Raw genomic sequence first — 25,343 nt, forward strand, 5'->3', positions numbered from 1 at the left:
AGCGGGGTGTCAGACAACTAAATGTCATCTGATACTCCGCTATCGCGAGCAGGCTCGCTCCCACAGGGGGATGTGCGTTGTTCTTACAAGATACGCACGCGCAGCGAGCGGCCTTTGATCTTGCCGTCGTTCAGGCGTTGCACTGCCTGCTTGGCAACTGCGCGTTCCACGGCAACGAACGCCTGGAAGTCGAAAATCGCGATCTTGCCAACCTGCGCGCCCGGAATCCCGGCATCGCCAGTCAATGCACCCAGAATATCGCCCGGACGCACTTTGTCTTTACGGCCAGCGCCGATGACCAGCGTGCTCATTTGCGGCAGCAACGGACCACCGCCCTGGGACTTGAGGTTGTCCAGCTGATCCCAGCTCAACGGCGACTTCTGCAGTTGCTCGATGGCCTGGGCGCGGTGCGCTTCGGACGGGGCGACCAGGCTGATCGCGATGCCTTTTTCACCGGCGCGGCCAGTACGGCCAACGCGGTGAATGTGGATTTCCGAATCACGGGCCAGTTCGACGTTGATCACCATGTCCAGCGCATCGATGTCCAGGCCGCGGGCGGCGACGTCGGTGGCAACCAGTACCGAAGTACTGCGGTTGGCAAACATCGTCAGCACCTGGTCACGATCACGTTGTTCCAGATCGCCGTGCAGGCCGACAGCGGAGATGCCTTTGGCGGTCAAGTGATCGACGGTTTCCTGAACCTGCTGCTTGGTGAAGCAGAAGGCCACGCAAGAGGCCGGGCGGTGATGCGCGAGGACCTTGACCACGGCGTCCATGCGCTCTTCCGGAGAGATCTCGTAGAAGCGCTGCTCGATCTGCGTGTCGTCGTGGAACGCCTCGGCCTTCACTTGCTGCGGGTTGCGCATGAACTTCGACGCCAACTGCTTGATGCCCACCGGGTACGTGGCGGAGAACAGCAGGGTCTGACGACGCTCCGGGCATTGGGCGATGATTTCTTCGATGGAATCGTAGAAACCCATGTCGAGCATGCGGTCGGCTTCATCGAGGATCAGCGTGTTCAGGCCATGAAGCACCAGCGAACCTTTGCGCAGGTGCTGCTGGATACGGCCCGGAGTGCCGACGATGATGTGCGCGCCGTGCTCCAGCGAGCCGATCTGCGGACCGAACGACACGCCGCCGCACAAGGTCAGGACCTTGATGTTGTCTTCGGCGCGGGCCAGGCGACGGATTTCCTTGGCAACCTGGTCAGCCAGTTCACGCGTTGGGCAAATGACCAGCGCCTGGCAGCCGAAGAAGCGCGGATTGATCGGGTTCAGCAGGCCGATACCGAAGGCTGCGGTCTTGCCGCTGCCGGTCTTGGCCTGGGCGATCAGGTCCATCCCCTTGAGGATCACCGGCAAGCTTTGCGCCTGGATCGGCGTCATCTGGGCATAACCGAGGGAGTCGAGGTTAGCCAGCATGGCGGCGGACAGCGGCAAAGTATTAAAAGCGGTGGCGATGGTGGTCACGGGACTGGCCTGCAAAACAAAATGTCGCGCAGTGTACCAGTCCCATGGCCATTGGCCCTAAGGTTCGATGTGTTCTTCCGGACGCTTGACGCGCCGTCCGTCTTCTCTCGACAGCTGCGAGAAGATCGTCGCGGCCAGCATCGCCATGATTCCGACGGTCACAAACGTGAGTTGGAACGCGCCCAGCACCGTGTCCACGCCGTCGTTTCCGATCTCTGCCGTGAACCCGCCAAGCAGCGCACCGGCGCATGCAACGCCCAGGCTCAGGGACAATTGCGCGACCACCGACAGCAGGCTGTTGCCGCTGCTGGCGCTGGCGTCGTCGAGGTCGATCAGGGTCACGGTGTTCATCGCGGTGAACTGCAACGAGTTGATCGCGCCGAGAATCGCCAGCATGCCCAGCAGCAGCCAGTACGGCGTCTGCTCGCTGACCAGGCCCATGCTTGCCAGCATCAGCCCCAGCGCCAGGGTGTTGCCGGTCAGCACAATGCGATAACCCAGGCGCTCGATCAGTGGCCGCGCCACCGACTTGGCGACCATCGCCGCCGCTGCCAGCGGCAGCATGCTCATCCCCGCCTGCGACGGCGAGTAGCCCAGGGCCACTTGCAGCAGCAACGGCACGAGGAAGGGCAGTGCGCCGCTGCCGAGACGGGCGAACAGGTTGCCGAGGATGCCGACGGCGAACGTGCGGGTCTTGAACAGCGACGGCGCGAACAGCGGATTGTCGATGTGCCCGGCCCGCAACCAGTACGCCGCCAGGCACGCCATGCCGCCGAACAGCAGCAACATCACGCGCAGGTGCGGCAGGTGCAGTTCGCCGAGGCCTTCCATGGCAATGGTGATCAGCACCATCGCTGCGCCAAACAGCAAAAAGCCGAGGCTGTCGAACCGCGTGCGTTCAGTGCCGCGCAGGTCGGGGATGAATTTCCATACGGCGTAGCAACCGACGACGCCGACCGGCAGGTTGATCAGGAAGATCCAGTGCCACGTCAGGTATTCCACCATCCAGCCGCCCATGGTCGGGCCGATCAACGGGCCGAGCAGGCCGGGAATGGTGATGAAACCCATGATCCGCACCAGTTCCGAGCGCGGGTAGGCCCGCAGTACGACCAGCCGACCGACCGGCAGCATCAGCGCACCACCCAGGCCCTGAATCACCCGGGCGCCGATCAGCATGCTCAGGCTGCTCGACAAGGCGCAGAGCAACGAGCCGAAGCTGAACAGCAGGATCGCACCGAAGAAGATTTTCTTGGTGCCGAAGCGGTCGGCGATCCAGCCTGAGGCGGGGATCAGCAACGCGACGGTGAGCATGTAGGCGATGATCACGCCCTGCATGCGCAGCGGGTCTTCCGCCAGATCGCGGGCCATGGCCGGCAGGGCGGTGTTGAGGATGGTCCCGTCGAGGGACTGCATGAAGAAGGCAATGGCGACGACCCACGGCAACCAGCGGGCGGTGACAGCGTCGAGAGGCGGGCGGTTGGGCATGGGACCTCTTGTCAGTGTGAATCTGATTAACCGTGGCGGCTTCTTCGCGGGCAAGCCTCGCTCCTACAGGGTTTCGCTGTTCTTGTAGGAGCGAGGCTTGCCCGCGAAGCTTTTAGAGGGTCAAGGTCAGTTTGCTGATCAGCGCGCCCGGCAACAGCGCCGATGCCGTGGCCCGCTGGCTGTAAGTGCTCGCCGACAGCAACAACTCGCGCTCTTCGGTCAGCGCTTCCAGCTGCGAACCCAGCAAACTGTATGCACTGTCATCAAAACGCATGGTGCTGACCGGCGCCTGTATCTCGCCATTCTCGACCCAGAACGTCGCAAACCGCGTCATGCCGGTCATGCGTGCCATCGGTTGGTCCGAGTAATTCAGGTACCAGAGGTTGCTGATGTACAAGCCCGTGCCCAGTTGCTTGAGGATCTCAGCATCGGCAAGCGCGCCTGGCGCCATGTTCAGCGCGGTCGGCGATTCACCGCCGCTGGCGCCGTTGGCCGTCAGGCCGTATTCGGCGGCGCTGCGTGAGCCGACCAATTGCGCGCCGGCCTTGCCTTCGACGATCAGTTTCAGGTCACTGCGTGGATAACCTTCGCCAGAAAATGCCGGGCTCAACGAACCGCTGACTTGCTCGTCAAGGGACACCAGCGGACTGAACGAATGATCGCCCGCGTAGAGTTTCTGCAACGGACTGCTCTTGCTGGCAATCGACTGCGCCGAAAAGCCACCCCAGGACAACATGCCCATGATTTCTTCCAGCGCGGCCGGCGCCAGGTAAGCGCGATACTGACCCGGTGCCAAAGTCCGCAGTGGCCGCCCCAGAAACTCAAGCTGCTCACGCGCCTGCTGGAAGCGCCGGGCAAACCCTTCGCTGTTCCAGTCATGCCCGGCGTAGCTGGCTTTCACCGCCTGGCCGTTTGCATGAAACAGGCTGAAGTCGAAGTTGAAGCTGTTGGCCTGATGCCAGCCGAACGCGCCTGAGGAACTGGCGAAGCCGCGACTGATTGGGCCGGCGGCATAGAAACCCACCAGATCCAGCCCCTCGGCGGCCCGGGTGATTTCGGCGACCACCTGCTCGGTGTCCGGCAGCGGATGCTCCTGCACATTCTTGCTTTGCCAGCCGGTGTAGTTGAGCAGCAAGTACGGATCCTGCGGCAGCAGCGGCAGGGTGTCGCGCAACTGTTGCAGGCCTTCGGCCAGACGCTGGGCGTCAACGTGCGCATCGCCCGACAGCGTGATGTCGAGGTCAGCGTGGCGTCCGCCGTTGATCAGCTTGAGACCGACGCTCGCCTGTTGCACCTGCCCGGCCTGCCGCACCTTGGCATGATTGAAACGCACGAAGGCCGACGACTCGGCGGCGTAGCTGAGGGTGAATTGCTCCGGTTCGCGAATCGCCTCGCGCAACCCGTTGACCAAGGCTTTGAACGAATCAGCCTGACTTTTTGAAGTGCTCATCAGGCGTCTCCCCCAAATACATCCACGTTGCTGAACACGCAGGCCGGTGATGCATGGCCGACACGGATCACCTGATTCGGTTCGCCTTTGCCGCAGTTCGGCGTGCCCAGAACCTTGAAGGTGCTGGCGTCGCCAACGGCGCTGAGGCTCTTCCAGAACTGCGCGGAAATCGCCCGGTAGTTCGGGTTTTTCACCACGCCTTTGAGTTCGCCGTTTTCGATCAACTGGCCCCATTCGCAGCCAAACTGGAACTTGTTGCGCGCATCGTCGATGGACCAGGAACGGTTGGTGCTCATCAAAATACCGTGCTCGATGTTGCCGATCAGTTGTTCCAGCGGCTGATCGCCGGGCTCGATATTGAGGTTGGCCATGCGGTCGATCGGTGGGCGATTCCAGCCGCAGGCACGGCTGTTGGCAACGCCGTCCATGCCGGCGCGGAACTGCGAAAGTGCACCGCCCAATGGACGCAGGAGCAAGCCCTGCTTGATCAGGAATTGCTTGCTCGCGGCAGTGCCGTCGTCGTCATGACCGTAGCTGGCGAGCTGCTCGGGAATGTCCGGGTCGAAGGTGACGTTCAGCAGTTTCGAACCGTACTGCAAATGGCCGAAGTCTTCGGCCTTGACGAAACTGGTGCCGGCGTAATTGCGCTCGTCACCGAGGATGCGATCGAGTTCCAGCGGGTGACCGATGGATTCGTGGATCTGCAGCATCATCTGATCAGGCATCAGCAGCAGGTCGCGCGGGCCTTGTGGCGTGTTCGGCGCGAGCAGCAATTGCAATGCTTGATCGGCAACTTTTGGCCCTGCGCCGATCAGGCCGCAACGGCTGATGACATCAGCGCTGCCCTGCTGACCGAAGTTCTCGCGGCCGAGGCTGCGGGTCTGGCTGTCGTTGCCGTCGTAGGCCGTGACATCCAGGCCAGGATAGACAAAACGCTGGGCCTGGCGCAGTTCGGCGCCGGCGCTGTTGAGGTAGATCTGCTCGACATGGGTGATGCCGATGCTGACCTGCCAGTTCACCAGTCGCTCGTCCTTGGGCACTGCCGCGGATTCGGCGCCGAGCAGTTGGTAGCAATCGCTCAGGGACGGGAAGGGCTGGTCGAGGTTCGGCGAAAAATAGTCGGCGCGGTCGCTGGAAACGGCTTGCTCACGCAGGTCGAGCAACGCGTGAGGCTTGAGCAGGCGAGCTTGTTGCTCGGCTCGGTCCAGCGCCGATTGCAGGCCTTGCGGCGACAGGTCGTTGGTCGCGGCGTAGGCTTCAACGCCGTTGACGCGAACGGTCAGCATCGCGCCTTCGTCACGGCTCAGGCTCGGAGGTTCGGCAACGTTCTTGCGCACCGACAGGTACTGGCCGGACTCGCGCACGTATCGCAGAGAAAAGAATTCAGCGCCCGTGCGCAAGGCAGCAAAGCGCTGCTTGAGCTGGGGGTGGAAATCGAACATTCGGGAACCTCCTTGGTCTGGAGTGGCGATGCAGCGGTGTTGCGAAGGGGGGTGAAACGTTTGCGTGGCGCTAGATTAGGCCTGCGTGGGGGTAGTATCAAGCGCAGAGCTGCGTAGGAAATATTTAATCAGCGTGAAGGCCGAGGCTCGCGGGCAGACCGTGTCGTGATCTGCTCGCGATGGCATGGGTTACGGTGGTGAGAGGGGGCGGGGCTTACTGCCCGCCATAGAGATAGACGACCGCCGTCAGATAAATCATCAGGCTGGCCAGGAAAGCGGGAAGTATTTTTCTGGTTTTGGCGACCACAATGAAGGTCCCCAGCAGCAGGATCAGCTTCAGCGCATCCAGGCTTTCAAACTGTTGCATCAGGCTCGGCGCATCCTGTTTGTTGAAGGCCGTGTCATAAATGATGACCCCCAGCATGGCTTGTGCGCTGTAGTTGATAAACCGATAAAACGAACCGTGGGTGCGCGTCAGCGCCGTCGTGTTTTTAAAGGCAAAGGGCAGGGCGCGAAACGCCAGTGCGCTGACGGCGGCAAAGCCGATCAAAAACCAAAGTGTCATTGGTTGCGCGCTCCTTGTTCGGTCCAGGCGTTTTCAATCAGCACGGTCACGCCACCGATCAAAAACGGTGTGATGAGCAAGCTGTAATCCTTGAAGAACAGCACCAGCACTGGCGCGCCGATGAAGCCCAGCCAGTAGCTGGACACTTCGGCGTAATGCGGCCAGTGTTTGCCGGCCAGTGCCGTGAACTGAAGCGGCAACAGCATCATCATCACGGCCGTGGTCACCGGCGACGCCAACCCGGCACCGGCGATGAAGCCGATGCAGGTACACACAATCGACACGGCAAATATCGGCAAGCCCACGCCGAGCATGTAAGTGAAGGGGTGATCGGTTCGTTGTTTGAAGCGGGTCATGCAGGCCGTGAATATCGACGGCGTTATCAGGATCAGCGAGGGCAGTATGTTGCTTGTTGAAACGTGCTTCAGGTACGGCGCCAGCGCGGCCGAGAGCAGCAGGAATCGCACGTTGAGCGCCAGAATGACCGGAATCAACAGCCAGCCATCGTTGTAGTTTTGCAGAAGCAAAAACTGTAGCGGCGTAGAAAATATCAACAAGGTTGTTGCCAGGGTCTGCCCCAGGGTTAACGACTGTGCGGCGCCTACCATCCCGATCGACAAATACAGAAACAGGAAGGCGACACCGAAGCTGATCGCATCCCGTGCGCCTTCCTGGAAGACCTTGGCTGACGAATGACAAGGCGGTTTTCCAGCAACCATCAGCAAGTTTCCCGCGGACAGTCGGATGCATTCAGCGCGTAATACTGCTTCCTGGGGCCTTTGCTGCGAAACAGCAGGCGAGGTGTGGTGGCCAGTGTTGAAGTGGCGGCCTGGGTGCGCACTGCATCTTCACTCATGTTCAGCATGGGGCGTGCGTGCAGGATCTTATGGTTGGCCACGATCAGGAAGGTTCCGGTCTCGGCTGTCGAGACACTGTGCCTGGCGGTGGGCAACTGGGCTCTTATCTTGTCGAGGACATGTTGGCCGCCGTTGACCGCTCGCATCCGCTCACCGTTGTGCGGGTCGATCCGGAAGTCCAGAGAGAACCGGTAGCCGTAGTGGTCGTCGTATTCAACGACATTGCGAATTCGCTCTTTCGAACCCTTGACGTTTTTGCCTGAAATAAACCTGGCTTGCATGCCAAGCAGTGTTTCAATGTCTTCGTTATCAAGGTCGCAGAGCAAGTCTGCGGGAAAATAATAAGCCGTCGGCGTATGAGTAGTGTCTCGGCAAACTGTTAATGCCAGGAAGTCCACGCTGAGGTTTTCATACAAGTCGTCGGAATGCGGTGTGATATCTCCATAGCCATTTCCCCATTCCCGATATTTTTCTGCTGCCGGTTTAAGATATAAGGCTTTGTGTTCTTCATAGTCGTATTTGATGTCAACCAGATGGAACAAATCGGCGAGCGCTTCATGCACCGTCAGGGCCAGCCTGGGTGAATCGAGGTGGAAGATGTTCTTGATGCACACGGCGGCCACGCCGTCGTGCGCTTGCCCTAATTTATCGAAATAGTAGGCATCTTCCGGGTGGAGGTAAGTTGCAAAGATATTGATCAGCTGGATTTTCAGCTCATGAATACTCAGGTCGTGATTTTTCATCCACCACGCTTCGATCATGCCGCTGAGATAGTTGAAGTTCAGAGTGATTGTTGTTTCTTTTGCTATTGTTTGTCGGAATAAGCTGGCTGATACAGTTGGGTTTGCATAGTGGGTATTCATTATCATCCTTGATAATCAGTTTTTTGTTTGGCGCTGATCTTAATGCAACTATTAAGTTTGAAGTCCCCTATAAGTGTTGCGAGTTTTGTTGCGGGCTGGACAGGGTGGGTGGATTATTCAAGGCAATAAAAAACCGCCAGCCTCCGAAGAGGTGGCGGTTTGCGGTTTTGCAGAGCGGCTATCAGCGTGCTGTCGCGCTCACATCACGCACAGGCTTGCCTTTCACCGGTGCATCACCGGCCACGTAGTAGCTGGCAGTGCTGCGCGGCAATGGCTTGCGACCACGGATCTTGTCGGCGATTTTCTCGGCGATCATGATCGTCGGTGCGTTCAGGTTGCCGGTGGTGATGATCGGCATGATCGAGGCATCGACCACGCGCAGACCTTGCATGCCGTGCACACGGCCTTCGCCATCGACCACAGCCATCTCGTCGGTGCCCATCTTGCACGAGCAGGACGGGTGGAACGCGGTTTCGGCGTGTTCGCGGATGAACTTGTCGAGCTGCTCATCGGTTTGCACTTCAATGCCCGGGCTGATTTCGCGGCCACGGAAAGCGTCCAGTGCAGGCTGTTGCATGATTTCACGGGTCAGGCGGATGCCGTCGCGGAATTCCTGCCAGTCCTGCTCGGTGGCCATGTAGTTGAACAGGATGCTCGGGTACTCGCGCGGATCCTTGGACTTGGCCTGGATGCGACCACGGCTCGGCGAACGCATGGAACCCATGTGCGCCTGGAAACCGTGCTCTTTCACACCGTTGCTGCCGTTGTAGTTAATCGCGACCGGCAGGAAGTGGTACTGGATGTTCGGCCATTCGAATTCCGGACGGGTGCGGATGAAACCGCCGGCTTCGAACTGGTTGCTGGCGCCGATGCCGGTGCCGTTGAACAGCCACTCGGCGCCGATGGCCGGCTGGTTGTGCAAGAGCAGCGACGGGTACAGCGAAACCGGCTGGGTGCAGGCGTATTGCAGGTACAGCTCGAGGTGATCCTGCAGGTTTTCGCCGACGCCTGGCAGGTCGTGGACCACCGGGATGTCGAGCTTGTTCAGCAGTTCGGCCGGGCCGACGCCGGAACGTTGCAGAATCTGCGGCGAAGCGATGGCGCCGGAGCACAGCAGCACTTCTTTGCGGGCGCGGACTTCAACGCGCTCTTCAGCGGCGCCGATCAGGTAACGCACGCCGACGGCACGCTTGCCTTCGAACAGGATCTTGTCGGTCAGGGCGTGAGTGACGATAGTCAGGGTCGAGCGCTTCTTGGCGACGTCCAGGTAACCGCGAGCGGTGCTGGCGCGACGGCCCTTCGGCGTTACGGTGCGGTCCATCGGGCCGAAGCCTTCCTGCTGGTAACCGTTCAGGTCTTCGGTGCGCGGGTAGCCAGCTTGCACACCGGCTTCAACCATGGCGTGGAACAGCGGGTTGTTGCCGGCTTTCGGCGTGGTCACGCTGACCGGGCCTTCGCCACCGTGGTAGTCGTTCGGGCCGATGTCGCGGGTTTCGGCCTTGCGGAAGTACGGCAGGCAGTTCAGGTAGTCCCAGTCTTCCAGACCTGGCAGTTTGGCCCAGTTGTCGTAGTCCATCGCGTTGCCGCGGATGTAGCACATGCCGTTGATCAGCGAAGAACCACCCAGGCCCTTGCCGCGACCGCATTCCATCCGGCGACCGTCCATGTGTGGCTCTGGATCGGTTTCGTACGCCCAGTTGTAGCGACGACCTTGCAGCGGGAACGCCAAGGCCGCTGGCATTTGCGTGCGGAAATCCATCCGGTAATCCGGGCCGCCTGCTTCGAGCAGCAGGACGGTGACGCCTTCGTCTTCAGTCAGACGGGTCGCCAGGGTGTTACCGGCCGAGCCGGCACCGATGATGATGTAATCGAATTCTTGGGACATTGAATGCACCCTCTTTAAATATGGTCAGGTCTGGCGAGTGCTGCGCACTCGATCGCCAGCAGGCTGGCTCCCACATTGGAATGCGTACTCCTGTGGGAGCCAGCCTGCTGGCGATGACGGCCTCGCAGGCGAAGCGGATATCGCCTTAGAACACCGAGGCGTAATCGCCCAGCTCAACCTGTACCGATTTGATGCGTGTGAAGTTGTTCAGCGAGCTGATGCCGTTTTCACGACCCACACCGGATTGCTTGTAGCCGCCGACCGGCATCTTCGCGTCGGACTCGCCCCAGGCGTTGATCCAGCAGATACCGGCTTCCAGTTGATGAATCACGCGGTGAGCGCGGTTCAGGTCCTTGGTGACGACGCCCGCGGCCAGGCCGAAGTCGGTGTCGTTGGCACGACGGATCACTTCTTCTTCGGTTTCGTAAGTCAGGATCGCCATCACCGGGCCGAAGATTTCTTCGCGAACGATGGTCATCTCGTCGGTGCAATCGGTGAACACGGTCGGTGCCACGAACGCGCCTTTGGCGAATTCGCCGTCGGTCAGACGGCCGCCGCCGCACAGCACGCGAGCGCCTTCTTCTTTGCCTTTGGCGATGTAGCCCAGCACGCTTTCCATGTGGGCGAAGCTGACCAGCGGGCCGAAGTTGGTGTTTTCGTCTTCCGGATTGCCGACGCGGATGCGCGCAACGCGCTCAACGATCTTGGCTTCGAAAGCGGCTTTCAGGTGGCTCGGTACGAACACGCGAGTGCCGTTGGTGCAGACCTGGCCGGAGCTGTAGAAGTTGGCCATCATCGCGGTGTCGGCGGCGCGATCGAGGTCGGCGTCGTCGAAAATGATCAGCGGGGATTTGCCGCCCAGTTCCATGGTCACGTCTTTCAACGACGAAGCGGAAGCGCTGGCCATGACCTTCTTGCCGGTGTCGGTGCCGCCGGTGAAGGAGATTTTTTCGATGCGCGGGTGCTCGGTCAACCAGGTGCCGACTTCACGGCCGCTGCCGGTCAATACGTTGAACACGCCGGCTGGCAGGCCTGCCTCGGTGTAGATCTCGGCCAGTTTCAGCGTGGTCAGGGAAGTGACTTCGCTTGGCTTGAAGATCATCGCGTTACCGGCCGCCAGGGCAGGAGCGGATTTCCACAGGGCGATCTGGATCGGGTAGTTCCACGCGCCGATACCGGCCACGACGCCCAGCGGCTCGCGACGGGTGTAAACGAAAGAAGTGGTGCGCAGCGGGATCTGCTCGCCTTCGATGGCTGGGACCAGGCCTGCGTAGTATTCCAGCACGTCGGCGCCGGTAACGATGTCGACATACTTGGTTTCGGAGAACGACTTGCCGGTGTCCAGGGTTTCCAGGGCGGCCAGTTCATCGTTGCGCTCGCGCAGGATGTCAACGGCGCGACGCAGGATGCGCGAACGCTCCATGGCAGTCATTGCAGCCCAGATTTTCTGGCCCTTTTCGGCGCTGACTACAGCGCGCTCAACGTCTTCCTTGGTCGCACGCTGTACTTTTGCGAGGACTTCACCGTTAGCCGGGTTGATGGCTTCGAAAGTGGCGTCGCTGCTGGCGTCGGAGTAACCGCCATCGATGTAGAGTTTTTGCAGTTCGAAACGGGCCATAGTGTCCTCGCAAGTGCATAAGTGGTTGGCGTTGACCACTGGGCGTGCCGTGTAGCGCTGACACGCTGGTCAGTGGCGGTTCAGGGGTTGAGCGTTTTATGTGTGCTCTAACTCACCTGCTTGGCCAGTTGGAAATCCATGTATTCGTAAGCGATCCGGTGCGCCTGTTCCGTGTCGAAAGCATCTCCCGACAGCGCGCCGCGCAACCACAAACCGTCAATCAACGCTGCCAAGCCCCGGGCTGCACTGCGCGCATCATCGAGCGGCAATACGCGGCGGAACTGGCAGCACAGGTTGGAATACAGACGGTGATCGTTGATCCGCTGCAACCTGTGCAAAGACGGGTGGTGCATGCTGGTGGCCCAGAAGGCCAGCCAGGTTTTCATTGCCGGGCCATTGACCTGGCTGGCGTCGAAGTTGCCTTCGATGATCACCTGCAGATGCGCCCGCGGGCTGGCATCTGTCAGCGCCTGACGGCGCGCGGTGACGTTCTCGCTGAGGACACTCATCAGGTACTGCGCCGTGGCAGCGATCAGGCCGTTCTTGTCCTGAAAATAGTGACTGATGATGCCGTTCGAGACACCGGCCAAACGGGCGATCAGCGCAATGCTGGCGTCCCCCATTCCGACCTGATCGACGGCCAGCAAGGTGGCTTCGATCAATTGCTGGCGGCGGATGGGTTGCATACCGACCTTGGGCATCTTGCACATCTCCTTAGGCCTTCCGGCAGACGCAAAACGTCTATCGGATTGAGGGCCAGTCTATTTTGTTTTGATTGAACGTTCAATCAACAAAGAATAAGATCTGCGACAAATCGTCGCTGCTTACAGGTTTTTCCTACGTGTAAATGGCGATAACCCGACATCCAAAACGGCTCGAAACCCCTACGCACTGGTGCTTAAGGGCTTCGGGCTTTTTTCGGGTTGTCTTTATATCACCCGCCGGTCGGCTGCCAACTAACCGATTGGTCGGGTAACGCGCTGCCTTGTGTTCTTCTCTCGCACTGCCTGGAGCATCTGTGCCATGAGTTCTGCCTCTCTAATAAAGACCCCGCCCGAGAAGGTGACGGTCAACGGTTGGGTGTTCTACACCTCTACCGCGCTGATTCTGCTGTTGACCGCCATTCTGATCATCGCCCCGCAAGAGGCTGGCAGATTGCTCGGTATCGCCCAGGCGTGGCTGTCCCGCAGCTTTGGCTGGTACTACATGGTGGTGATCGCCGCTTACCTGGTATTTGTGGTCGGCCTGGCGTTTTCGTCCTACGGCAAGCTCAAACTGGGCAGCAAGGACGATACCCCGGACTTTAGCTACGGCGCCTGGGCGGGGATGCTGTTCTCCTCGGGTATCGGCATCTCGCTGTTGTACTTCGGTGCGTCCGAGCCGCTGGACCACTACTTCAACCCGCCGGAAGGCGTTTCGGCCAGCAACCTGGCCGCGCGTCAGGCGGTACAGCTGACCTTCCTGCACTGGGGCCTGCACGGCTGGGCGATTTACGCCTTGGTCGGCCTGGCCGTGGCGTACTTTGCCTACCGTCATAACCAGCCGCTGGCGTTGCGTTCGGCGCTGTATCCGCTGGTCGGTGAGCGTTGGGTCAAGGGCGCGGCCGGTCACGCGGTGGACGGCTTCGGCATGTTCGTGACCCTGTTGGGTCTGGTGACGAACCTGGGGATTGGTTCGCTGCAAGTGTCGTCGGGCCTTGAAAACCTGTTCGGCATGGAACACAGCAACACCAACCTGTTGATCGTGATCATCGTGATGAGCACCGTGGCGACCATCGCCGCCGTGTCCGGCGTGGAAAACGGCATCCGTCGTCTGTCCAACCTGAACATCGTGCTGTTCAGCGGCTTGCTGATTTTCGTGCTGCTGTTCGGCCCGACCTTGCACCTGCTTAACGGTTTCGTGCAAAACGTCGGTGACTACCTGAACGGCGTGGTGCTGAAGACCTTCGACCTCTATGTGTACGAAGGCGACAGTGAGAAGTCCGACCGTTGGTTGGGCCTGTGGACCCTGTTCTACTGGGCCTGGTGGATTTCCTGGGCCCCATTCGTGGGCATGTTCATCGCGCGTATTTCCCGTGGTCGTACCGTGCGTGAACTGGTGGCCGGCGTGCTGCTGATTCCGTTGGGTTTCACCCTGGCGTGGCTGTCGATCTTCGGTAACTCGGCCCTGGACCTGGTGATGAACCACGGGGCGGTGGAGCTCGGGAAGACGGCGCTGCAACAGCCATCCATGGCGATCTACCAGTTGCTTGAGCATTACCCGGCGTCGAAAGTGGTGATCGGCGTGTCGATTTTCGTCGGTTTCGTGTTGTTCCTGACCCCGGCGGATTCCGGCGCGGTGATGATGGCCAACCTTTCGTGCAAGGGCGGCAACGTCGACGAAGATGCGCCGCACTGGCTGCGGATCTTCTGGTCCGTTGTGATCACCCTGGTGACCATCGGCCTGCTGTTCGCCGGTAACTTCGAAGCCATGCAAACCATGGTGGTGCTGGCCGGTCTGCCGTTCTCGGTGGTGCTGGTGTTCTTCATGTTCGGCTTGCACAAGGCCATGCGCCAGGACGTGCAGATCGAACAGGAGCAAGCGGAGTTGGCGGCGCGCGGTCGTCGTGGTTTCAGCGAGCGTCTGACTCAGTTGGACCTGCAGCCGAACCAGTCGATCGTTCAGCGTTTCATGGACAAGCAAGTCAGCCCTGCGCTGGAAGAGGCCGTGGTGCAATTGCGTGGTAAAGGCCTGGACGTGCAAACGTTGCTGGGCAAATCCAAGCGTTGCATGGGCGTGCGCATCGAGATGGAAGAGGGCAACCCTTTTGTCTACGAAGTGAGCCTGGACGGCTATCTGGCAGCGGCGAGCGACACGGTGTCGGCTGAAAGTGCCGATGAACCTCGCGCCCGTTACTACCGCGCCGAGGTGTACCTGCACAATGGCAGCCAGGACTACGACTTGATGGGCTTCACTCAGGATCAGATCACTCGTGACGTGCTCGATCAGTTTGAAAGCCATCGGCAGCTCCTTGGCCGGGTTTATAGCTAATAAGTTGTAAGTGACGCGGTGTTTCAGTCTGAAGCACCGCGTCGCCTTTATCGCCAGCAGGCTGGCTCCCACAAGAGAATGCATTTCAATGTGGGAGCCAGCCTGCTGGCGATGGGGGCTTCAACTTCAACACTGCATCACCCGATATCCACAAACAAAAACGCCGCGATCCTGTCGCGGCGTTTTTGTGTGTGTTGCCTTACCCCAGGTTCTTGCCGAGCAGTGCGTGATACAGCTCGCTGTCGCCGAGAATCCCGACCACTTTGTTGTTGTCGTGCAGCACCAGTTTGTTGCCGGTGTGATAACGAATCTGCAGCGCATCGCGCATGCCGATGTTGGAGTCCACCAGCGTTGGGCGACGGCCCAGGCCTTCCACTGCTTGCCCTGGGATCCAGTTCTGCAGGTCCAGGCTCGCACCGTTCTGGCGTGCGCCTTTGATGGTGTTGCCTTCCGCCAGGTCCAGCCACGAATCGCCACCCGGATCCAGGCAGACCGACCCGTTGATGCGCTTGCAGTTGTCCAGGGTGCGCATCAGGCTGCGACCGCACAAAACGTTCAGCGGATTGGTGTGGGCGACAAAGGTCCGCACATAGTCGTCCGCCGGGTTGAGAACGATTTCTTCCGGCTTGCTGTACTGGACGATCCGACCGTCTTTCATGATCGCGATACGGCTGCCCAGCTTCAGTGCTTCATCGAGGTCGTGGCTCACGAAGACGATGGTTTTGTTCAGCTTGCTTTGCAGCTCCAGCAGTTCGTCCTGCAGGCCTTGGCGGATCAATGGGTCGAGGGCCGAAAACGGTTCGTCCATCAGCAGAATGTCGGCGTCCATCGCCAGCGCTCGGGCCAGGCCCACACGTTGTTGCATACCGCCGGAAAGCTCGTTGGGTTTCTTGTTGCGCCATTGGGTCAGGCCCACCAGCTCAAGTTTTTCATCGACCAGTCGTTTGCGTTCCTTCTCCGGCCGACCCTGCATTTCCAGACCGAAACTGATGTTCTCGCGCACCGTCAGCCATGGCATCAGGGCGAACTTCTGGAACACCATCGCAATGCGCTTGGTGCGCATCATTTTCAGTTCCGCCGGGGTGCAGGAAGCGATGTCGATCTGCTTGCCTTCATGCTCGACGAACAGCTTGCCACGGCTCACGGTGTTGAGGCCGTTGATGCAACGCAGCAGGCTGGATTTGCCGGAGCCGGACAGGCCCATCAGCACGCAGATTTCGCCTTTCTCGATATCCAGGCTGGCCTTTTCGACGCCGACGATCTGCCCGGTCTTTTTCAGGATCTCGTTACGGGTCATGCCCTGGTCGAGAAGTTTCAAGGCTTCGCGCGGATCTTTGGTGAAGATCACGTCGACGTCTTCGAAGCGAATAATGCTCATGCGTCACCCCCTACTTTAGCGTCGGGTTGTTTGCAGATACGGTCGAGCATGATCGCCAGCAATACGATCGCCAGGCCTGCTTCGAAGCCCAGGGCGATATCAGCAGTGTTCAGTGCGTTGACCACGGGTTTGCCCAGGCCGTCGGCGCCCACCAGTGCCGCAATCACCACCATCGACAACGACAGCATGATGCACTGGGTGATACCGGCCGCGATGCTTGGCATGGCGTGGGGCAATTCAATCCGTGAGAGCAGCTGACGTCGCGAGCAGCCAAAGGCTTTGCCTGCGTCCATCAATTCTTCCGGGACATCGCGAATACCCAGGTAAGTCAGGCGGATAGGCGCGGCAATCGCGAACACCACCGTGGAGATCAGACCCGGGACCACACCCAGACCGAAGAGGGTCAGGGTAGGAATGAGGTAAACGAAGGTCGGTACGGTCTGCATCAGATCGAGCACCGGACGCATCAGGGTGTAGAACATCGGTTTGTGCGCGGCGACGATGCCCAGCGGCACGCCGATGACCACGCAGACCAGGGTGGCGAACAACACCTGGGCTAGGGTTTCCATGGTTTCCTGCCAGTACCCCAGATTGAGGATCAGCAGGAAGGAAGCGATGACGAAAGCAGTCAGCCCCCATTTTCGTTGAATAAAGTGTGCCAGTAGCGCGATGAGGCCGATCAATGCCAGCGGGTTGAACCAGGTCAGCGCAAAAGTCACGCCGTGGATCATCGTTTCCAGTGACACGGCGATTGCGTCGAAGGTGTTGGCGCCGTGTTGCGTCAACCATTCAACGAAGCCCGCGATGTACTGGCCTAGAGGTATTTTCTGATCAATCAGCATGGTAGTGAACGTCCGCATGCAAGGAAATAAACAGCCCGGGCGGGCGAGCCCGCCCGGCGTAAGCGATTACTGCGCGAGCTTGGCTTTAACGGCCTCCAGGCCTGGTTTACCGTCAATGGTGGTCACGCCAGCGAGCCAGGTATCGAGCACCTGTGGATTCTTCTTCAGCCAGGCCTTGGCGGCCGCGTCAGGCTTCATTTTGTCGTCCAGGACGTTGCCCATCAGCGTGCTTTCCATGTCGAGGGTGAACACCAGGTTTTTCAGCAACTGTCCAACGTTGCTGCATTCCTGGGCATAACCCTTGCGGGTATTGGTGAAGATGGTCGCCTGACCGAAGTTGGGGCCGAAGAACTCGTCGCCGCCAGTCAGGTACTTCATCTTGAATCGTGTGTTCATCGGGTGCGGTTCCCAGCCCAGGAACACCACGGCGGTGTTGCGGCGCTGGGCGCGATCGACTTGCGAGAGCATGCCGGCTTCGCTGGATTCGACCACCTTGAAACCGGCGGCTTTCAAGCCGAAGGCGTCTTTGTCGATCATGCTCTGGATCAGACGGTTGCCGTCGTTACCCGGTTCGATGCCATAGATCTTGCCGTCGAGTTCTTTCTTGAACTTGGCGATGTCGGCGAAATCTTTCAGACCTTTGTTATACAACTCTTCCGGGACGGCGAGTGTGTATTTTGCGTTTTCGAGGTTGGCACGCAGGGTGTCCACGGTGCCGGCGTCGCGGTAGGCCTTGATGTCGTTTTCCATGGTCGGCATCCAGTTACCCAGGAATACGTCCATGTTCTTGCCGTCGGCCAGCGACTTGTAGGTCACCGGCACGGAAATCATTGTGGTTTTGGTTTTGTAGCCCAGGGCATCGAGCACGACGCTGGTGGTGGCGGTGGTGACAGTAATGTCAGTCCAGCCGACATCGGAGAAGTTTACGGTACTGCACTGAGCGGGTTCTGCGGCTTGAGCCAGTAACGGCAGACTCAGCATGGCGGCCAACAACAACGACGGGGAACCTTTCATGGATGGACTCCTTGGTGTTTTTTTTGGCAGTGTTCCGACTGTGGACCACCGCACTTATAGGTTGCGGTTGGATGGCGTTTTGGAGACAGCTCTACCACGGCGCCTTGCAATCGAGTCGATACGATCATGTACCAGTGAAAATCTGACGCCTACAGGGTGCGTCGTATCCAGTACAGGGATGGTCGCATCCAGTGTCGGTGACGTCGTTTACAGATTTTTTCAGCCCCGTTTGCCCACCTGAGCCGCAAAAAAACGGCGAAAAAGCAGCGTAAAACGCACACGGCGCTGGTGGACAAGAGTGCGTCGGTACTGGACGTCGAGCGACACGGTAAAAGCCTGATGATGCAGTCATACCGGCGGATTGCAGCTTGAGCGTAGCAGCTCCGTCACCGGGCGCTTTTGCGCCTGGAGTTGGCATATCCAGGAGTTCGGCAGTAATGGCTATCAGCGTTTTCGACCTGTTCAAAATCGGCATCGGCCCTTCCAGTTCGCACACCGTGGGGCCGATGCGCGCCGCGGCGCTGTTCGTGCAAGGTTTGCGTGAACAGGGGCTTTTGGAGCAAGTGCGGCGTGTCGAGGTACAGCTTTATGGTTCGTTGTCGGCCACCGGCATTGGGCACGGCAGCGACAACGCGGTGATCATGGGCCTGATGGGCGAATGGCCGGACGCGATCGATCCGTCGCAAATCGGCATCCGCATTGAAACCCTGCGCGAAACCCACACCCTGTTGCTGGATGGCCGCTTGCCGGTGCCGTTCATCTGGGCCCGGGACATGCGCCTGATCGACGAAAACCTGCCGTTCCATCCGAACGCCATGACCCTGGTCGCCGAAGGCGATGACGGTGAGCTGCATCGCGACACCTACTATTCCGTCGGCGGTGGCTTTGTCGTCGATGAAGCACAAGCTTCCAGCGGTGTGGTGGATCTGGATCGCACGGTGTTGCCGTACGATTTCTCCAGCGCCGCCGAGCTGCTCAGCCTCTGCCAGAAGCACAACCTGCGCGTGGCCGAATTGATGATGGCCAACGAGAAGGTCTGGCGCAGCGAAGACGAAATCCGCGCCGGCCTGATGAAACTCTGGCGGGCCATGCAGGATTGCGTCGAGCAAGGCCTCAAGCACGAAGGCATCCTGCCCGGCGGCCTGAATGTGCGCCGTCGCGCGGCCAAATTGCACCGCAGCCTGCAAGAATTGAACAAGCCCAACGTCATTGGCTCGACCCTGAGCGCGATGGAATGGGTCAACCTGTTCGCCCTCGCGGTCAACGAAGAAAACGCGGCCGGCGGGCGCATGGTCACGGCGCCGACCAATGGCGCGGCGGGGATCATTCCGGCGGTGTTGCACTACTTCATGAAGTTCAGCGAGGTGGTGACGGACGCCAACGTGGTCGACTATTTCCTCGGTGCCGCAGCGGTGGGGATTCTGTGCAAGAAGAACGCCTCCATCTCCGGCGCGGAAGTCGGTTGCCAGGGCGAAGTCGGATCGGCTTGCGCGATGGCGGCGGCCGGGTTGGCGGAGATTCTCGGCGCCACGCCGGAGCAGCTGTGCAACGCGGCGGAAATCGGCCTGGAACACAACCTCGGCCTGACCTGCGACCCGGTCGGCGGGTTGGTGCAGGTGCCGTGCATCGAACGCAACGCGATTGCTGCAGTGAAAGCGATCAACGCGGCGCAGATGGCGTTGCGTGGTGACGGCCAGCACTTTATTTCGCTGGACCGGGTGATCCGCACCATGCGAGATACCGGTGCGGATATGCATGACAAATATAAAGAGACATCGCGGGGCGGGTTGGCGGTTAGCGCGGTTGAGTGCTGAGACCGAGGCGATCCCATTCGCGAGCAAGCTTCGCTCCTACAGGGATCGTGCGGTGCTCTTGTAGGAGCGAGGCTTGCCCGCGAAGACGTCAGACCAGTCAAAACTGCGCGCTAAGTGAACACCGTATTGAAAACGCGCCACGTTTTGGCGCGTCGCTTACAGATAAGCGCATTGCAACACGTCAGGGATCCAAACCGGCCCTGACCGTCCGTCCCCTGTGCCTGCGGTGACACTCTTTCCGAAGTCGTCGCAGGCCTGTTCCCACAAGTGCTACCGATTTGCTCACACGCAACGCGGCAGAGCGCTTACCCCTGTGAATGCCACTTATAACCCCTACTCGTGACGCGGCTTATATAGACAGGCTGCGACGTCGTTTTCAGGAGTTATTGAACGCGTATTCAATTTTAGGCATGGCAATTGCTCTGTCATTACAAAGCCCGTCTCCCACGCGAGAACGATGGCAATAACAAGAGCCTCCGCCTGAGGCCATCACCTGCTTTGTGTGAGGAGATACCGCGATGACGACGTTCAACTCCGGGGCTCAACCCCAGAACCGTGCGCCTCAATCCATCGGCTTTCTGCTGCTGGACAATTTCACGCTTATTTCTCTGGCCTCCGCCGTAGAACCCCTGCGCATGGCCAACCAATTGTCCGGTCGCGAGCTGTATCGCTGGACCACGCTCACCGTCGATGGTGGTCAGGTCTGGGCCAGTGACGGTCTGCAGATCACCCCCGACGCCTCCATGCACAAAGCACCTTCCATGGACACCATCATTGTCTGCGGCGGTATCGGTATTCAGCGCACGGTAACTCGTGAACACGTCTCATGGCTGCAAAGCCAGGCACGTCAATCCAAGCGTCTGGGTGCGGTCTGCACCGGCAGCTGGGCCCTGGCGTGCGCCGGCCTGCTGGACGGTTTTGATTGCAGCGTGCACTGGGAATGTCTGGCCTCGATGCAGGAAGCTTTCCCGCGCGTGGCGATGAGTACCCGCCTGTTCACCCTCGACCGTAACCGTTTCACCAGCTCCGGCGGCACCGCGCCGCTGGACATGATGCTGCACCTGATCAGCCGTGATCACGGGCGTGAACTGTCCGCCGCGATTTCGGAGATGTTCGTCTACGAGCGCATCCGCAACGAACAGGATCACCAGCGCGTGCCGCTCAAGCACATGCTCGGCACCAACCAGCCGAAGTTGCAGGAAATCGTCGCGCTGATGGAAGCCAACCTCGAAGAGCCGATCGACCTCGACGAACTGGCGGTGTACGTCGCCGTGTCACGTCGGCAACTCGAGCGGTTGTTCCAGAAATACCTGCACTGCTCGCCGTCGCGTTACTACCTTAAACTGCGCCTGATCCGTGCCCGGCAGTTGCTCAAGCAAACGCCGATGTCGATCATCGAAGTGGCGTCGGTGTGCGGTTTCGTGTCCACGCCGCACTTCTCCAAGTGCTACCGCGAATACTTCGGCATTCCGCCGCGTGACGAACGCGTAGGCTCCAACACCACGCAACAGGTGGCGATGATGCCGCTGCCGCAAGCGTTGGTGCTGTCTCCGTTGTCCGGGCCGTTGTCGGCATTGAGTCAGGCGCGCAACGAGTCGACCTTCGCCAGCGTAAGGCTCTGATCAGAGCTGACGCCTGAAAAACACGACGCGCTCGGTTTCCTCGAAACCGAGCGCTTTGTGCGTCTCCTGGCTCGGCAGGTTATCGACGTCGGTGTCCGAGGCCATTTCCACACAACCGCGTTCCCGTCCCCATTGCGCCACGTGTTCGATCAGTCGTGCGGCCACTCCATGGCGGCGCTGCTGCGGCACCACGTAGATACCTTCCAGGAACACCACCGGCGAGCTGTCGGTGCCATTGACGTAGTCGTGGCGCAATGAGGCTTCGGCCAGGCCGACGGGTTGCTCCCCGGCGTCGTAAGCGACGAAGTTGATATAGCGTTGCGGCTGGCGCAGCTGTTCGGCGATTTCGTCCCGATGCTCCTGTTCCGAAGCATCAGGCCAGAGTGCCTGGCGCAAAGGCAGCCAGCCCGCTTGTTCGCCGGACTGGCAGTGTTGGATTCGGAACATCAGCGATCGCTCGTGGTGGTCAGGAAGCCACCACTCTAGCAAACCGCCGAAGTGTCAGGCGCGATGGCTTTGTTGGTATTCAGCCAATGCCGGCAGCAGCTGCTTGTCGATAGCCTGACGCACTGCCGGCAGGATGGTCGCGCTGCTGGTGTACATCTGCTTGACCATGGTGCGCAGCACGGTCGCCCGTTCGTTGTTCAATCCTCTCACCGCGCATTCGCAAGCCTGCTCGGCGGTGGAGCCGTTCGGTACTTGAAAGCCCAACGATTTCAGCTGGCCCAACAGGTCTTCCTGGTCAATCAAATCGGCGTGCATCATGACGCAATCCTTCTTCAGGGAACGGTGTCGTGGTTCGATTCTCGTAGGGGCCGTTGGCGTCGGCAAGGACGATTTGTCGCAATGGCCGCAATACCTATGAACAGGTCGTTTTCGGCTAACTCGCGAAGGATAGGAGTGGGCACACTGGATTCAGCTGGCTTCACGAAGGTTTGGTCACCCTCGCGCAACGGCTCCTCAACAGTACCCACCTCTGCCCCGATCCTGTCACGGCTTGATCGGGGTTTTTTTTGCCTGTGCATCCGGGGAATAGGGGGTGTCTGTGCTGGCGCCTTCGCGGGCAAGCCTCGCTCCTACAGAAGCAGCGCTAACTCTGTAGGAGCGAGGCTTGCCCGCGAAAAACGATGACGCGGTCTAGCGTTGTAGCACGAGGATCCGCGACAACAACTCATCCCGATCGACATAGCACCCCTGGAAATGCCGGGCACCACTGGCGGGATCAAACGCATTGCGCGCATGCAGCGTGCGACGGTTATCGAAGCACCACAACTCCCCGGGCTTGAGCCGTTGCATCAGCCTGAAACGAGGCTCGCGAGTCATGGCAATAAAGCGGCGATAAGCGCGGTATAACTTGGGCATGTCCTCGATCGAGGCATCAAACGGCCCGCGCAAAAAGTTCGCCATACGAATTTCAGACACCTGCCCCAGCGCATCCAGAGCGATGACCGGTGCGAGGCAGCGATAGTCGCTGTGACGGTCCTTGTTGCGAAACTCCACGGGGATTTCGCACAGGGCCTTGAACGATTCGGGATCTTCCTCGCGCAGTGCTTGGGCGATGGCAAAACCGTCGACGAAAATGCTCTCGCCTCCGTCGGCGTCATTGACCAGGCAATGCAGAAATTGCAGCCCCGGTTGCAACTCCCGGGTCGGCAAGTCGCTGTGCAACGGCAGGTTGAAAGCGGTGTAGGCGTTACTGTCGGCATCGGCCTTGGATTGCACGTTGAACAGCACGCCGAAATTGCTCTCGCGGATGAAGGAAATCCGCTGGGCGATCAGCTTCAACGAACCGGGTTCGGTGGGCACGCCGCGCACTTGCGTCAGGCCGATATCGCGTACCGCCAACAGCCATTGCAACAAGGCGTCGTTGTCGTCCATCAGCGCTTGATAATCGAACACCGGCAGCGACAAGTCGCTTTTCCACAGACGGGATTTTGGCTTGCCGGCGCGGCGTTCGGCGCGGGACTCGTCGTCATAGGCGTGGGCCCGCAACCAGCCCGGATCGAAGCGGCTGAGGTGACCGTCCTGCCACTGGATGCAGAGGCAACCTTCAGGGTCGACGCTTGTCTCTGCGGGCATCAGGTCTTGCGCAACGTCGACGATTTCCAGCACCTGCTCACGGGTCACCGTGTAGACGCACTGCGGGCAAGGGCAGTTGTCACGCAACCATTGATGATGGAAGGGGCTGACACGGTCATCGGCCCATTTCACGAGAACGCGATCCGCCAGGGCCTGCACGCCACTGAGCGCGCTGATCAACGGATAAGTACGAAAGTCAGCAAAAGCGGCGGCGGTGTTCATGGCGATCTCCTTGTTATTTTTTTGGGGGTAAAGCGATCACTCGGCCAATGTAGTCAGGGGTGGGCAGGTCGGTTTGTTGCGCAACGATGGCTTGCAGCTTGCCCAGCGTGTCTTCGCTGAACGGCGCGGAGCGGGGGCCGGCAAGGTCGACGTGCAGCAACATCTGCTCGTTGCCCGCCAGCTCTTTGTCGTCACCGACCAGGTGCAGGCTGTGATAGAGGTGCAGGCGTTTACTGTCGTGAGCGATGATCTGGGTGTGCACTTCTACGTCGGCGTCGAGCTTCACTTCATGCAGGTAATTGAGGTGCAGTTCGAGGGTGAACAGCGAATTGCCGCTGGCTTCGCGGTTGTTGCTGTCCATGCCCAGCCGGTCCATCAGCGCGTCGGTGGCGTAGCTGAAAATCAGCAGGTAAAACGCGTCGCGCAGGTGGCCGTTGTAGTCGACCCAGTCGGGGATGATTTTGGTTTGGTAAGTGGTCAGTGCGGGCATGTCGTCATATCCGAAAATGGGTGAAACCTGTAGGAGCACGGCTTGCCCGCGAAGGCGGTATTCCTGCCACAAGAGATCCGTCGGATGTACCGGCCTCTTCGCGGGCAAGCCTCGCTCCTACAAGTGGCGGCGGGGTTTAGTCGGCGAACGCCATCCCATGCTTCTCTTTGGTGGTCTTCACCGCCTCCAGCACCGCCAGCAGGCAGTCATCACGATAGCGCTCCAGCGCCGAAATGCTGTGTTTGCCCAACTGATCGCTGGTGCCGTCCACCACATCATCAATCAGCTTGTCGGTCAGCTCCGGTGCTGGCAGATACGTCCACGGCAACTGCAACGCCGGACCGAACTGTGCCATGAAATGGCGCATGCCAGCGTCGCCACCCGCCAGGGTGTAGGTCAAAAACGTGCCCATGAACGACCAGCGCAGACCTGCACCAAAGCGAATCGCATCGTCGATTTCACCGGTGGTCGCCACACCGTCGTTGACCAAGTGCAGGGCCTCACGCCACAGCGCTTCGAGCAAACGGTCGGCGATGAATCCCGGCACTTCCTTGCGCACGTGCAGCGGGCGCATGCCCAAGGATTCGTAGACTTTCATGGCCGCTTGTACGGCTTCGGGGGCCGTGTTCTTGCCTCCGACCACTTCCACCAATGGCAGCAGGTAAACCGGGTTGAACGGGTGACCGACGACGCAGCGTTCCGGGTGGGTCGAGCTCTCGTAGAACTCGCTCGGCAACAGGCCCGAGGTGCTGGAACCGATCAGGGCATTGGGCTTGGCTGCGGCGCTGATTTTGCTGTGCAGTTCCAGCTTCAGCTCCAGGCGTTCAGGGGCGCTTTCCTGGATGAAATCGGCATCGCGAACACACTCTTCGATGGTTGCGACAAAGCGCAGGCGATCCTGCGACGCGCCGGGTGCCAGGCCTTGTTTCTCCAGTGCGCCCCAGGCATTGGCGACGCGTTTGCGCAGCGCGGCTTCAGCGCCGGGCGCCGGGTCCCAGGCCACAACATCAAGGCCGTGGGCGAGGGCGCGGGACACCCAACCGCTGCCGATGACACCGCTGCCCAGGGCGGCGAAGGTTTTGATTTCGGTGATGAAGGTCATGGCAACTTCCTAAAAAATTCGGTGGACCCTGTAGGAGCCAGCTTGCTGGCGATGGCGGTGTTCCTGCCAAAAAAATAGGGCGGATGGACCGGCCTCATCGCCGGCAAGCCGGCTCC

Annotated in this window: 21 protein-coding genes; 3 read left to right on the forward strand and 18 right to left on the reverse strand. The window is 59.9% G+C overall.

The genetic code is table 11. The features are described from left to right. Window positions 1-83: 83 nt before the first annotated feature. The 10 genes from dbpA to betI all read right to left on the reverse strand — a co-directional run bounded on the left by dbpA (window position 84) and on the right by betI (window position 12,335). Complete coding sequence (dbpA, locus tag KGA97_RS16670) at window positions 84-1,421, reverse strand: ATP-dependent RNA helicase DbpA (protein WP_230427581.1); 1,338 nt, start codon at window positions 1,419-1,421, stop codon at window positions 84-86. A 105-nt stretch (window positions 1,422-1,526) separates the two neighbouring features. Further along, window positions 1,527-2,954: a multidrug transporter subunit MdtD gene (gene mdtD / locus KGA97_RS16675; protein WP_223413605.1), complete on the reverse strand. Its 1,428-nt coding sequence runs from the start codon at window positions 2,952-2,954 to the stop codon at window positions 1,527-1,529. Between the two features lie 112 nt (window positions 2,955-3,066). Further along, window positions 3,067-4,404, reverse strand: a complete 1,338-nt coding sequence (locus tag KGA97_RS16680; RefSeq protein ID WP_223481121.1) for a TldD/PmbA family protein — start codon at window positions 4,402-4,404, stop codon at window positions 3,067-3,069. Beyond that, window positions 4,404-5,846, reverse strand: a complete 1,443-nt coding sequence (locus KGA97_RS16685; protein ID WP_008033276.1) for a TldD/PmbA family protein — start codon at window positions 5,844-5,846, stop codon at window positions 4,404-4,406. Before KGA97_RS16685 ends, KGA97_RS16680 begins: the two co-directional genes overlap by 1 nt. 214 nt (window positions 5,847-6,060) lie before the next feature. Continuing rightward, window positions 6,061-6,396, reverse strand: coding sequence for an AzlD domain-containing protein (locus KGA97_RS16690; RefSeq protein WP_259331664.1), 336 nt, complete (start codon window positions 6,394-6,396; stop codon window positions 6,061-6,063). A gap of 11 nt (window positions 6,397-6,407) precedes the next feature. Then, window positions 6,408-7,130: an AzlC family ABC transporter permease gene (locus tag KGA97_RS16695; protein ID WP_223481123.1), complete on the reverse strand. Its 723-nt coding sequence runs from the start codon at window positions 7,128-7,130 to the stop codon at window positions 6,408-6,410. Continuing rightward, window positions 7,130-8,131, reverse strand: a complete 1,002-nt coding sequence (locus KGA97_RS16700; RefSeq protein ID WP_192227580.1) for a hypothetical protein — start codon at window positions 8,129-8,131, stop codon at window positions 7,130-7,132. The genes KGA97_RS16695 and KGA97_RS16700 overlap by 1 nt, the downstream gene beginning before the upstream one ends. Before the next feature lie 181 nt (window positions 8,132-8,312). Beyond that, the gene (gene betA, locus KGA97_RS16705; protein ID WP_192227581.1) at window positions 8,313-10,016 is read right to left on the reverse strand and encodes a choline dehydrogenase; all 1,704 of its coding nucleotides are present in this window, start codon (window positions 10,014-10,016) and stop codon (window positions 8,313-8,315) included. A gap of 145 nt (window positions 10,017-10,161) precedes the next feature. After that, window positions 10,162-11,634: a betaine-aldehyde dehydrogenase gene (betB, locus tag KGA97_RS16710; RefSeq protein ID WP_008044788.1), complete on the reverse strand. Its 1,473-nt coding sequence runs from the start codon at window positions 11,632-11,634 to the stop codon at window positions 10,162-10,164. A 107-nt stretch (window positions 11,635-11,741) separates the two neighbouring features. Then, a complete protein-coding gene (betI, locus tag KGA97_RS16715; RefSeq protein ID WP_008033272.1) occupies window positions 11,742-12,335 on the reverse strand; it encodes a transcriptional regulator BetI in 594 nt (197 codons plus the stop codon). 379 nt (window positions 12,336-12,714) lie between these two features. On the opposite strand from betI, the gene KGA97_RS16720 reads away from it, so the two are divergent. After that, window positions 12,715-14,664 carry a BCCT family transporter gene (locus KGA97_RS16720; protein ID WP_223413660.1) on the forward strand — a complete coding sequence of 650 codons (1,950 nt, stop codon included), beginning with the start codon at window positions 12,715-12,717 and terminating at the stop codon, window positions 14,662-14,664. A gap of 199 nt (window positions 14,665-14,863) precedes the next feature. On the opposite strand, the gene choV is transcribed toward KGA97_RS16720, so the two are convergent. From choV to KGA97_RS16735, 3 genes are all read right to left on the reverse strand, one after another. Next, window positions 14,864-16,042, reverse strand: a complete 1,179-nt coding sequence (choV, locus tag KGA97_RS16725) for a choline ABC transporter ATP-binding protein (RefSeq protein WP_008044794.1) — start codon at window positions 16,040-16,042, stop codon at window positions 14,864-14,866. Then, a complete protein-coding gene (gene choW / locus KGA97_RS16730) occupies window positions 16,039-16,884 on the reverse strand; it encodes a choline ABC transporter permease subunit (RefSeq protein ID WP_008033268.1) in 846 nt (281 codons plus the stop codon). Before choW ends, choV begins: the two co-directional genes overlap by 4 nt. Before the next feature lie 66 nt (window positions 16,885-16,950). Next, window positions 16,951-17,898: a choline ABC transporter substrate-binding protein gene (locus tag KGA97_RS16735; RefSeq protein ID WP_008033267.1), complete on the reverse strand. Its 948-nt coding sequence runs from the start codon at window positions 17,896-17,898 to the stop codon at window positions 16,951-16,953. Between the two features lie 437 nt (window positions 17,899-18,335). Between KGA97_RS16735 and KGA97_RS16740 the strand changes: the two genes are divergently transcribed. Both KGA97_RS16740 and KGA97_RS16745 read left to right on the forward strand, forming a co-directional pair. Then, window positions 18,336-19,712 (forward strand): L-serine ammonia-lyase, encoded by a 1,377-nt coding sequence (locus KGA97_RS16740; protein WP_192416756.1) that lies wholly within the window; start codon window positions 18,336-18,338, stop codon window positions 19,710-19,712. A gap of 518 nt (window positions 19,713-20,230) precedes the next feature. After that, on the forward strand, window positions 20,231-21,334 hold the full coding sequence (locus KGA97_RS16745) for a GlxA family transcriptional regulator (protein ID WP_008033265.1): 1,104 nt from the start codon (window positions 20,231-20,233) through the stop codon (window positions 21,332-21,334). Here KGA97_RS16745 and aac(6') read toward each other — a convergent pair whose 3' ends face one another. From aac(6') to KGA97_RS16770, 5 genes are all read right to left on the reverse strand, one after another. Then, complete coding sequence (gene aac(6'), locus KGA97_RS16750) at window positions 21,335-21,781, reverse strand: aminoglycoside 6'-N-acetyltransferase (protein WP_192227583.1); 447 nt, start codon at window positions 21,779-21,781, stop codon at window positions 21,335-21,337. It abuts the gene before it with no gap. 54 nt (window positions 21,782-21,835) lie between these two features. Continuing rightward, complete coding sequence (locus KGA97_RS16755; protein ID WP_008033263.1) at window positions 21,836-22,099, reverse strand: hypothetical protein; 264 nt, start codon at window positions 22,097-22,099, stop codon at window positions 21,836-21,838. A gap of 372 nt (window positions 22,100-22,471) precedes the next feature. Further along, window positions 22,472-23,635, reverse strand: coding sequence for a gamma-butyrobetaine dioxygenase (locus KGA97_RS16760; RefSeq protein WP_223481124.1), 1,164 nt, complete (start codon window positions 23,633-23,635; stop codon window positions 22,472-22,474). Between the two features lie 13 nt (window positions 23,636-23,648). Then, a complete protein-coding gene (locus tag KGA97_RS16765) occupies window positions 23,649-24,125 on the reverse strand; it encodes a thioesterase family protein (RefSeq protein WP_207284845.1) in 477 nt (158 codons plus the stop codon). Between the two features lie 136 nt (window positions 24,126-24,261). Beyond that, on the reverse strand, window positions 24,262-25,227 hold the full coding sequence (locus tag KGA97_RS16770; RefSeq protein ID WP_008044808.1) for an L-carnitine dehydrogenase: 966 nt from the start codon (window positions 25,225-25,227) through the stop codon (window positions 24,262-24,264). Window positions 25,228-25,343: the final 116 nt, after the last annotated feature.

Source organism: Pseudomonas sp. BF-B-15 (assembly GCF_019946675.1).
Classification (GTDB): Bacteria; Pseudomonadota; Gammaproteobacteria; order Pseudomonadales; family Pseudomonadaceae; genus Aquipseudomonas; species Aquipseudomonas migulae.

Bases quoted from the DNA above. Each gene is read 5' to 3' on its own strand.
- dbpA (WP_230427581.1), bottom strand. From the start codon at position 1,421: ATGCTGGCTAACCTCGACTCCCTCGGTTATGCCCAGATGACGCCGATC.
- mdtD (WP_223413605.1), bottom strand. From the start codon at position 2,954: ATGCCCAACCGCCCGCCTCTCGACGCTGTCACCGCCCGCTGGTTGCCG.
- KGA97_RS16680 (WP_223481121.1), bottom strand. From the start codon at position 4,404: ATGAGCACTTCAAAAAGTCAGGCTGATTCGTTCAAAGCCTTGGTCAAC.
- KGA97_RS16685 (WP_008033276.1), bottom strand. From the start codon at position 5,846: ATGTTCGATTTCCACCCCCAGCTCAAGCAGCGCTTTGCTGCCTTGCGC.
- KGA97_RS16695 (WP_223481123.1), bottom strand. From the start codon at position 7,130: ATGGTTGCTGGAAAACCGCCTTGTCATTCGTCAGCCAAGGTCTTCCAG.
- KGA97_RS16700 (WP_192227580.1), bottom strand. From the start codon at position 8,131: ATGAATACCCACTATGCAAACCCAACTGTATCAGCCAGCTTATTCCGA.
- betA (WP_192227581.1), bottom strand. From the start codon at position 10,016: ATGTCCCAAGAATTCGATTACATCATCATCGGTGCCGGCTCGGCCGGT.
- betB (WP_008044788.1), bottom strand. From the start codon at position 11,634: ATGGCCCGTTTCGAACTGCAAAAACTCTACATCGATGGCGGTTACTCC.
- betI (WP_008033272.1), bottom strand. From the start codon at position 12,335: ATGCCCAAGGTCGGTATGCAACCCATCCGCCGCCAGCAATTGATCGAA.
- choV (WP_008044794.1), bottom strand. From the start codon at position 16,042: ATGAGCATTATTCGCTTCGAAGACGTCGACGTGATCTTCACCAAAGAT.
- choW (WP_008033268.1), bottom strand. From the start codon at position 16,884: ATGCTGATTGATCAGAAAATACCTCTAGGCCAGTACATCGCGGGCTTC.
- KGA97_RS16735 (WP_008033267.1), bottom strand. From the start codon at position 17,898: ATGAAAGGTTCCCCGTCGTTGTTGTTGGCCGCCATGCTGAGTCTGCCG.
- KGA97_RS16740 (WP_192416756.1), top strand. From the start codon at position 18,336: ATGGCTATCAGCGTTTTCGACCTGTTCAAAATCGGCATCGGCCCTTCC.
- KGA97_RS16745 (WP_008033265.1), top strand. From the start codon at position 20,231: ATGACGACGTTCAACTCCGGGGCTCAACCCCAGAACCGTGCGCCTCAA.
- KGA97_RS16755 (WP_008033263.1), bottom strand. From the start codon at position 22,099: ATGATGCACGCCGATTTGATTGACCAGGAAGACCTGTTGGGCCAGCTG.
- KGA97_RS16760 (WP_223481124.1), bottom strand. From the start codon at position 23,635: ATGAACACCGCCGCCGCTTTTGCTGACTTTCGTACTTATCCGTTGATC.
- KGA97_RS16765 (WP_207284845.1), bottom strand. From the start codon at position 24,125: ATGCCCGCACTGACCACTTACCAAACCAAAATCATCCCCGACTGGGTC.
- KGA97_RS16770 (WP_008044808.1), bottom strand. From the start codon at position 25,227: ATGACCTTCATCACCGAAATCAAAACCTTCGCCGCCCTGGGCAGCGGT.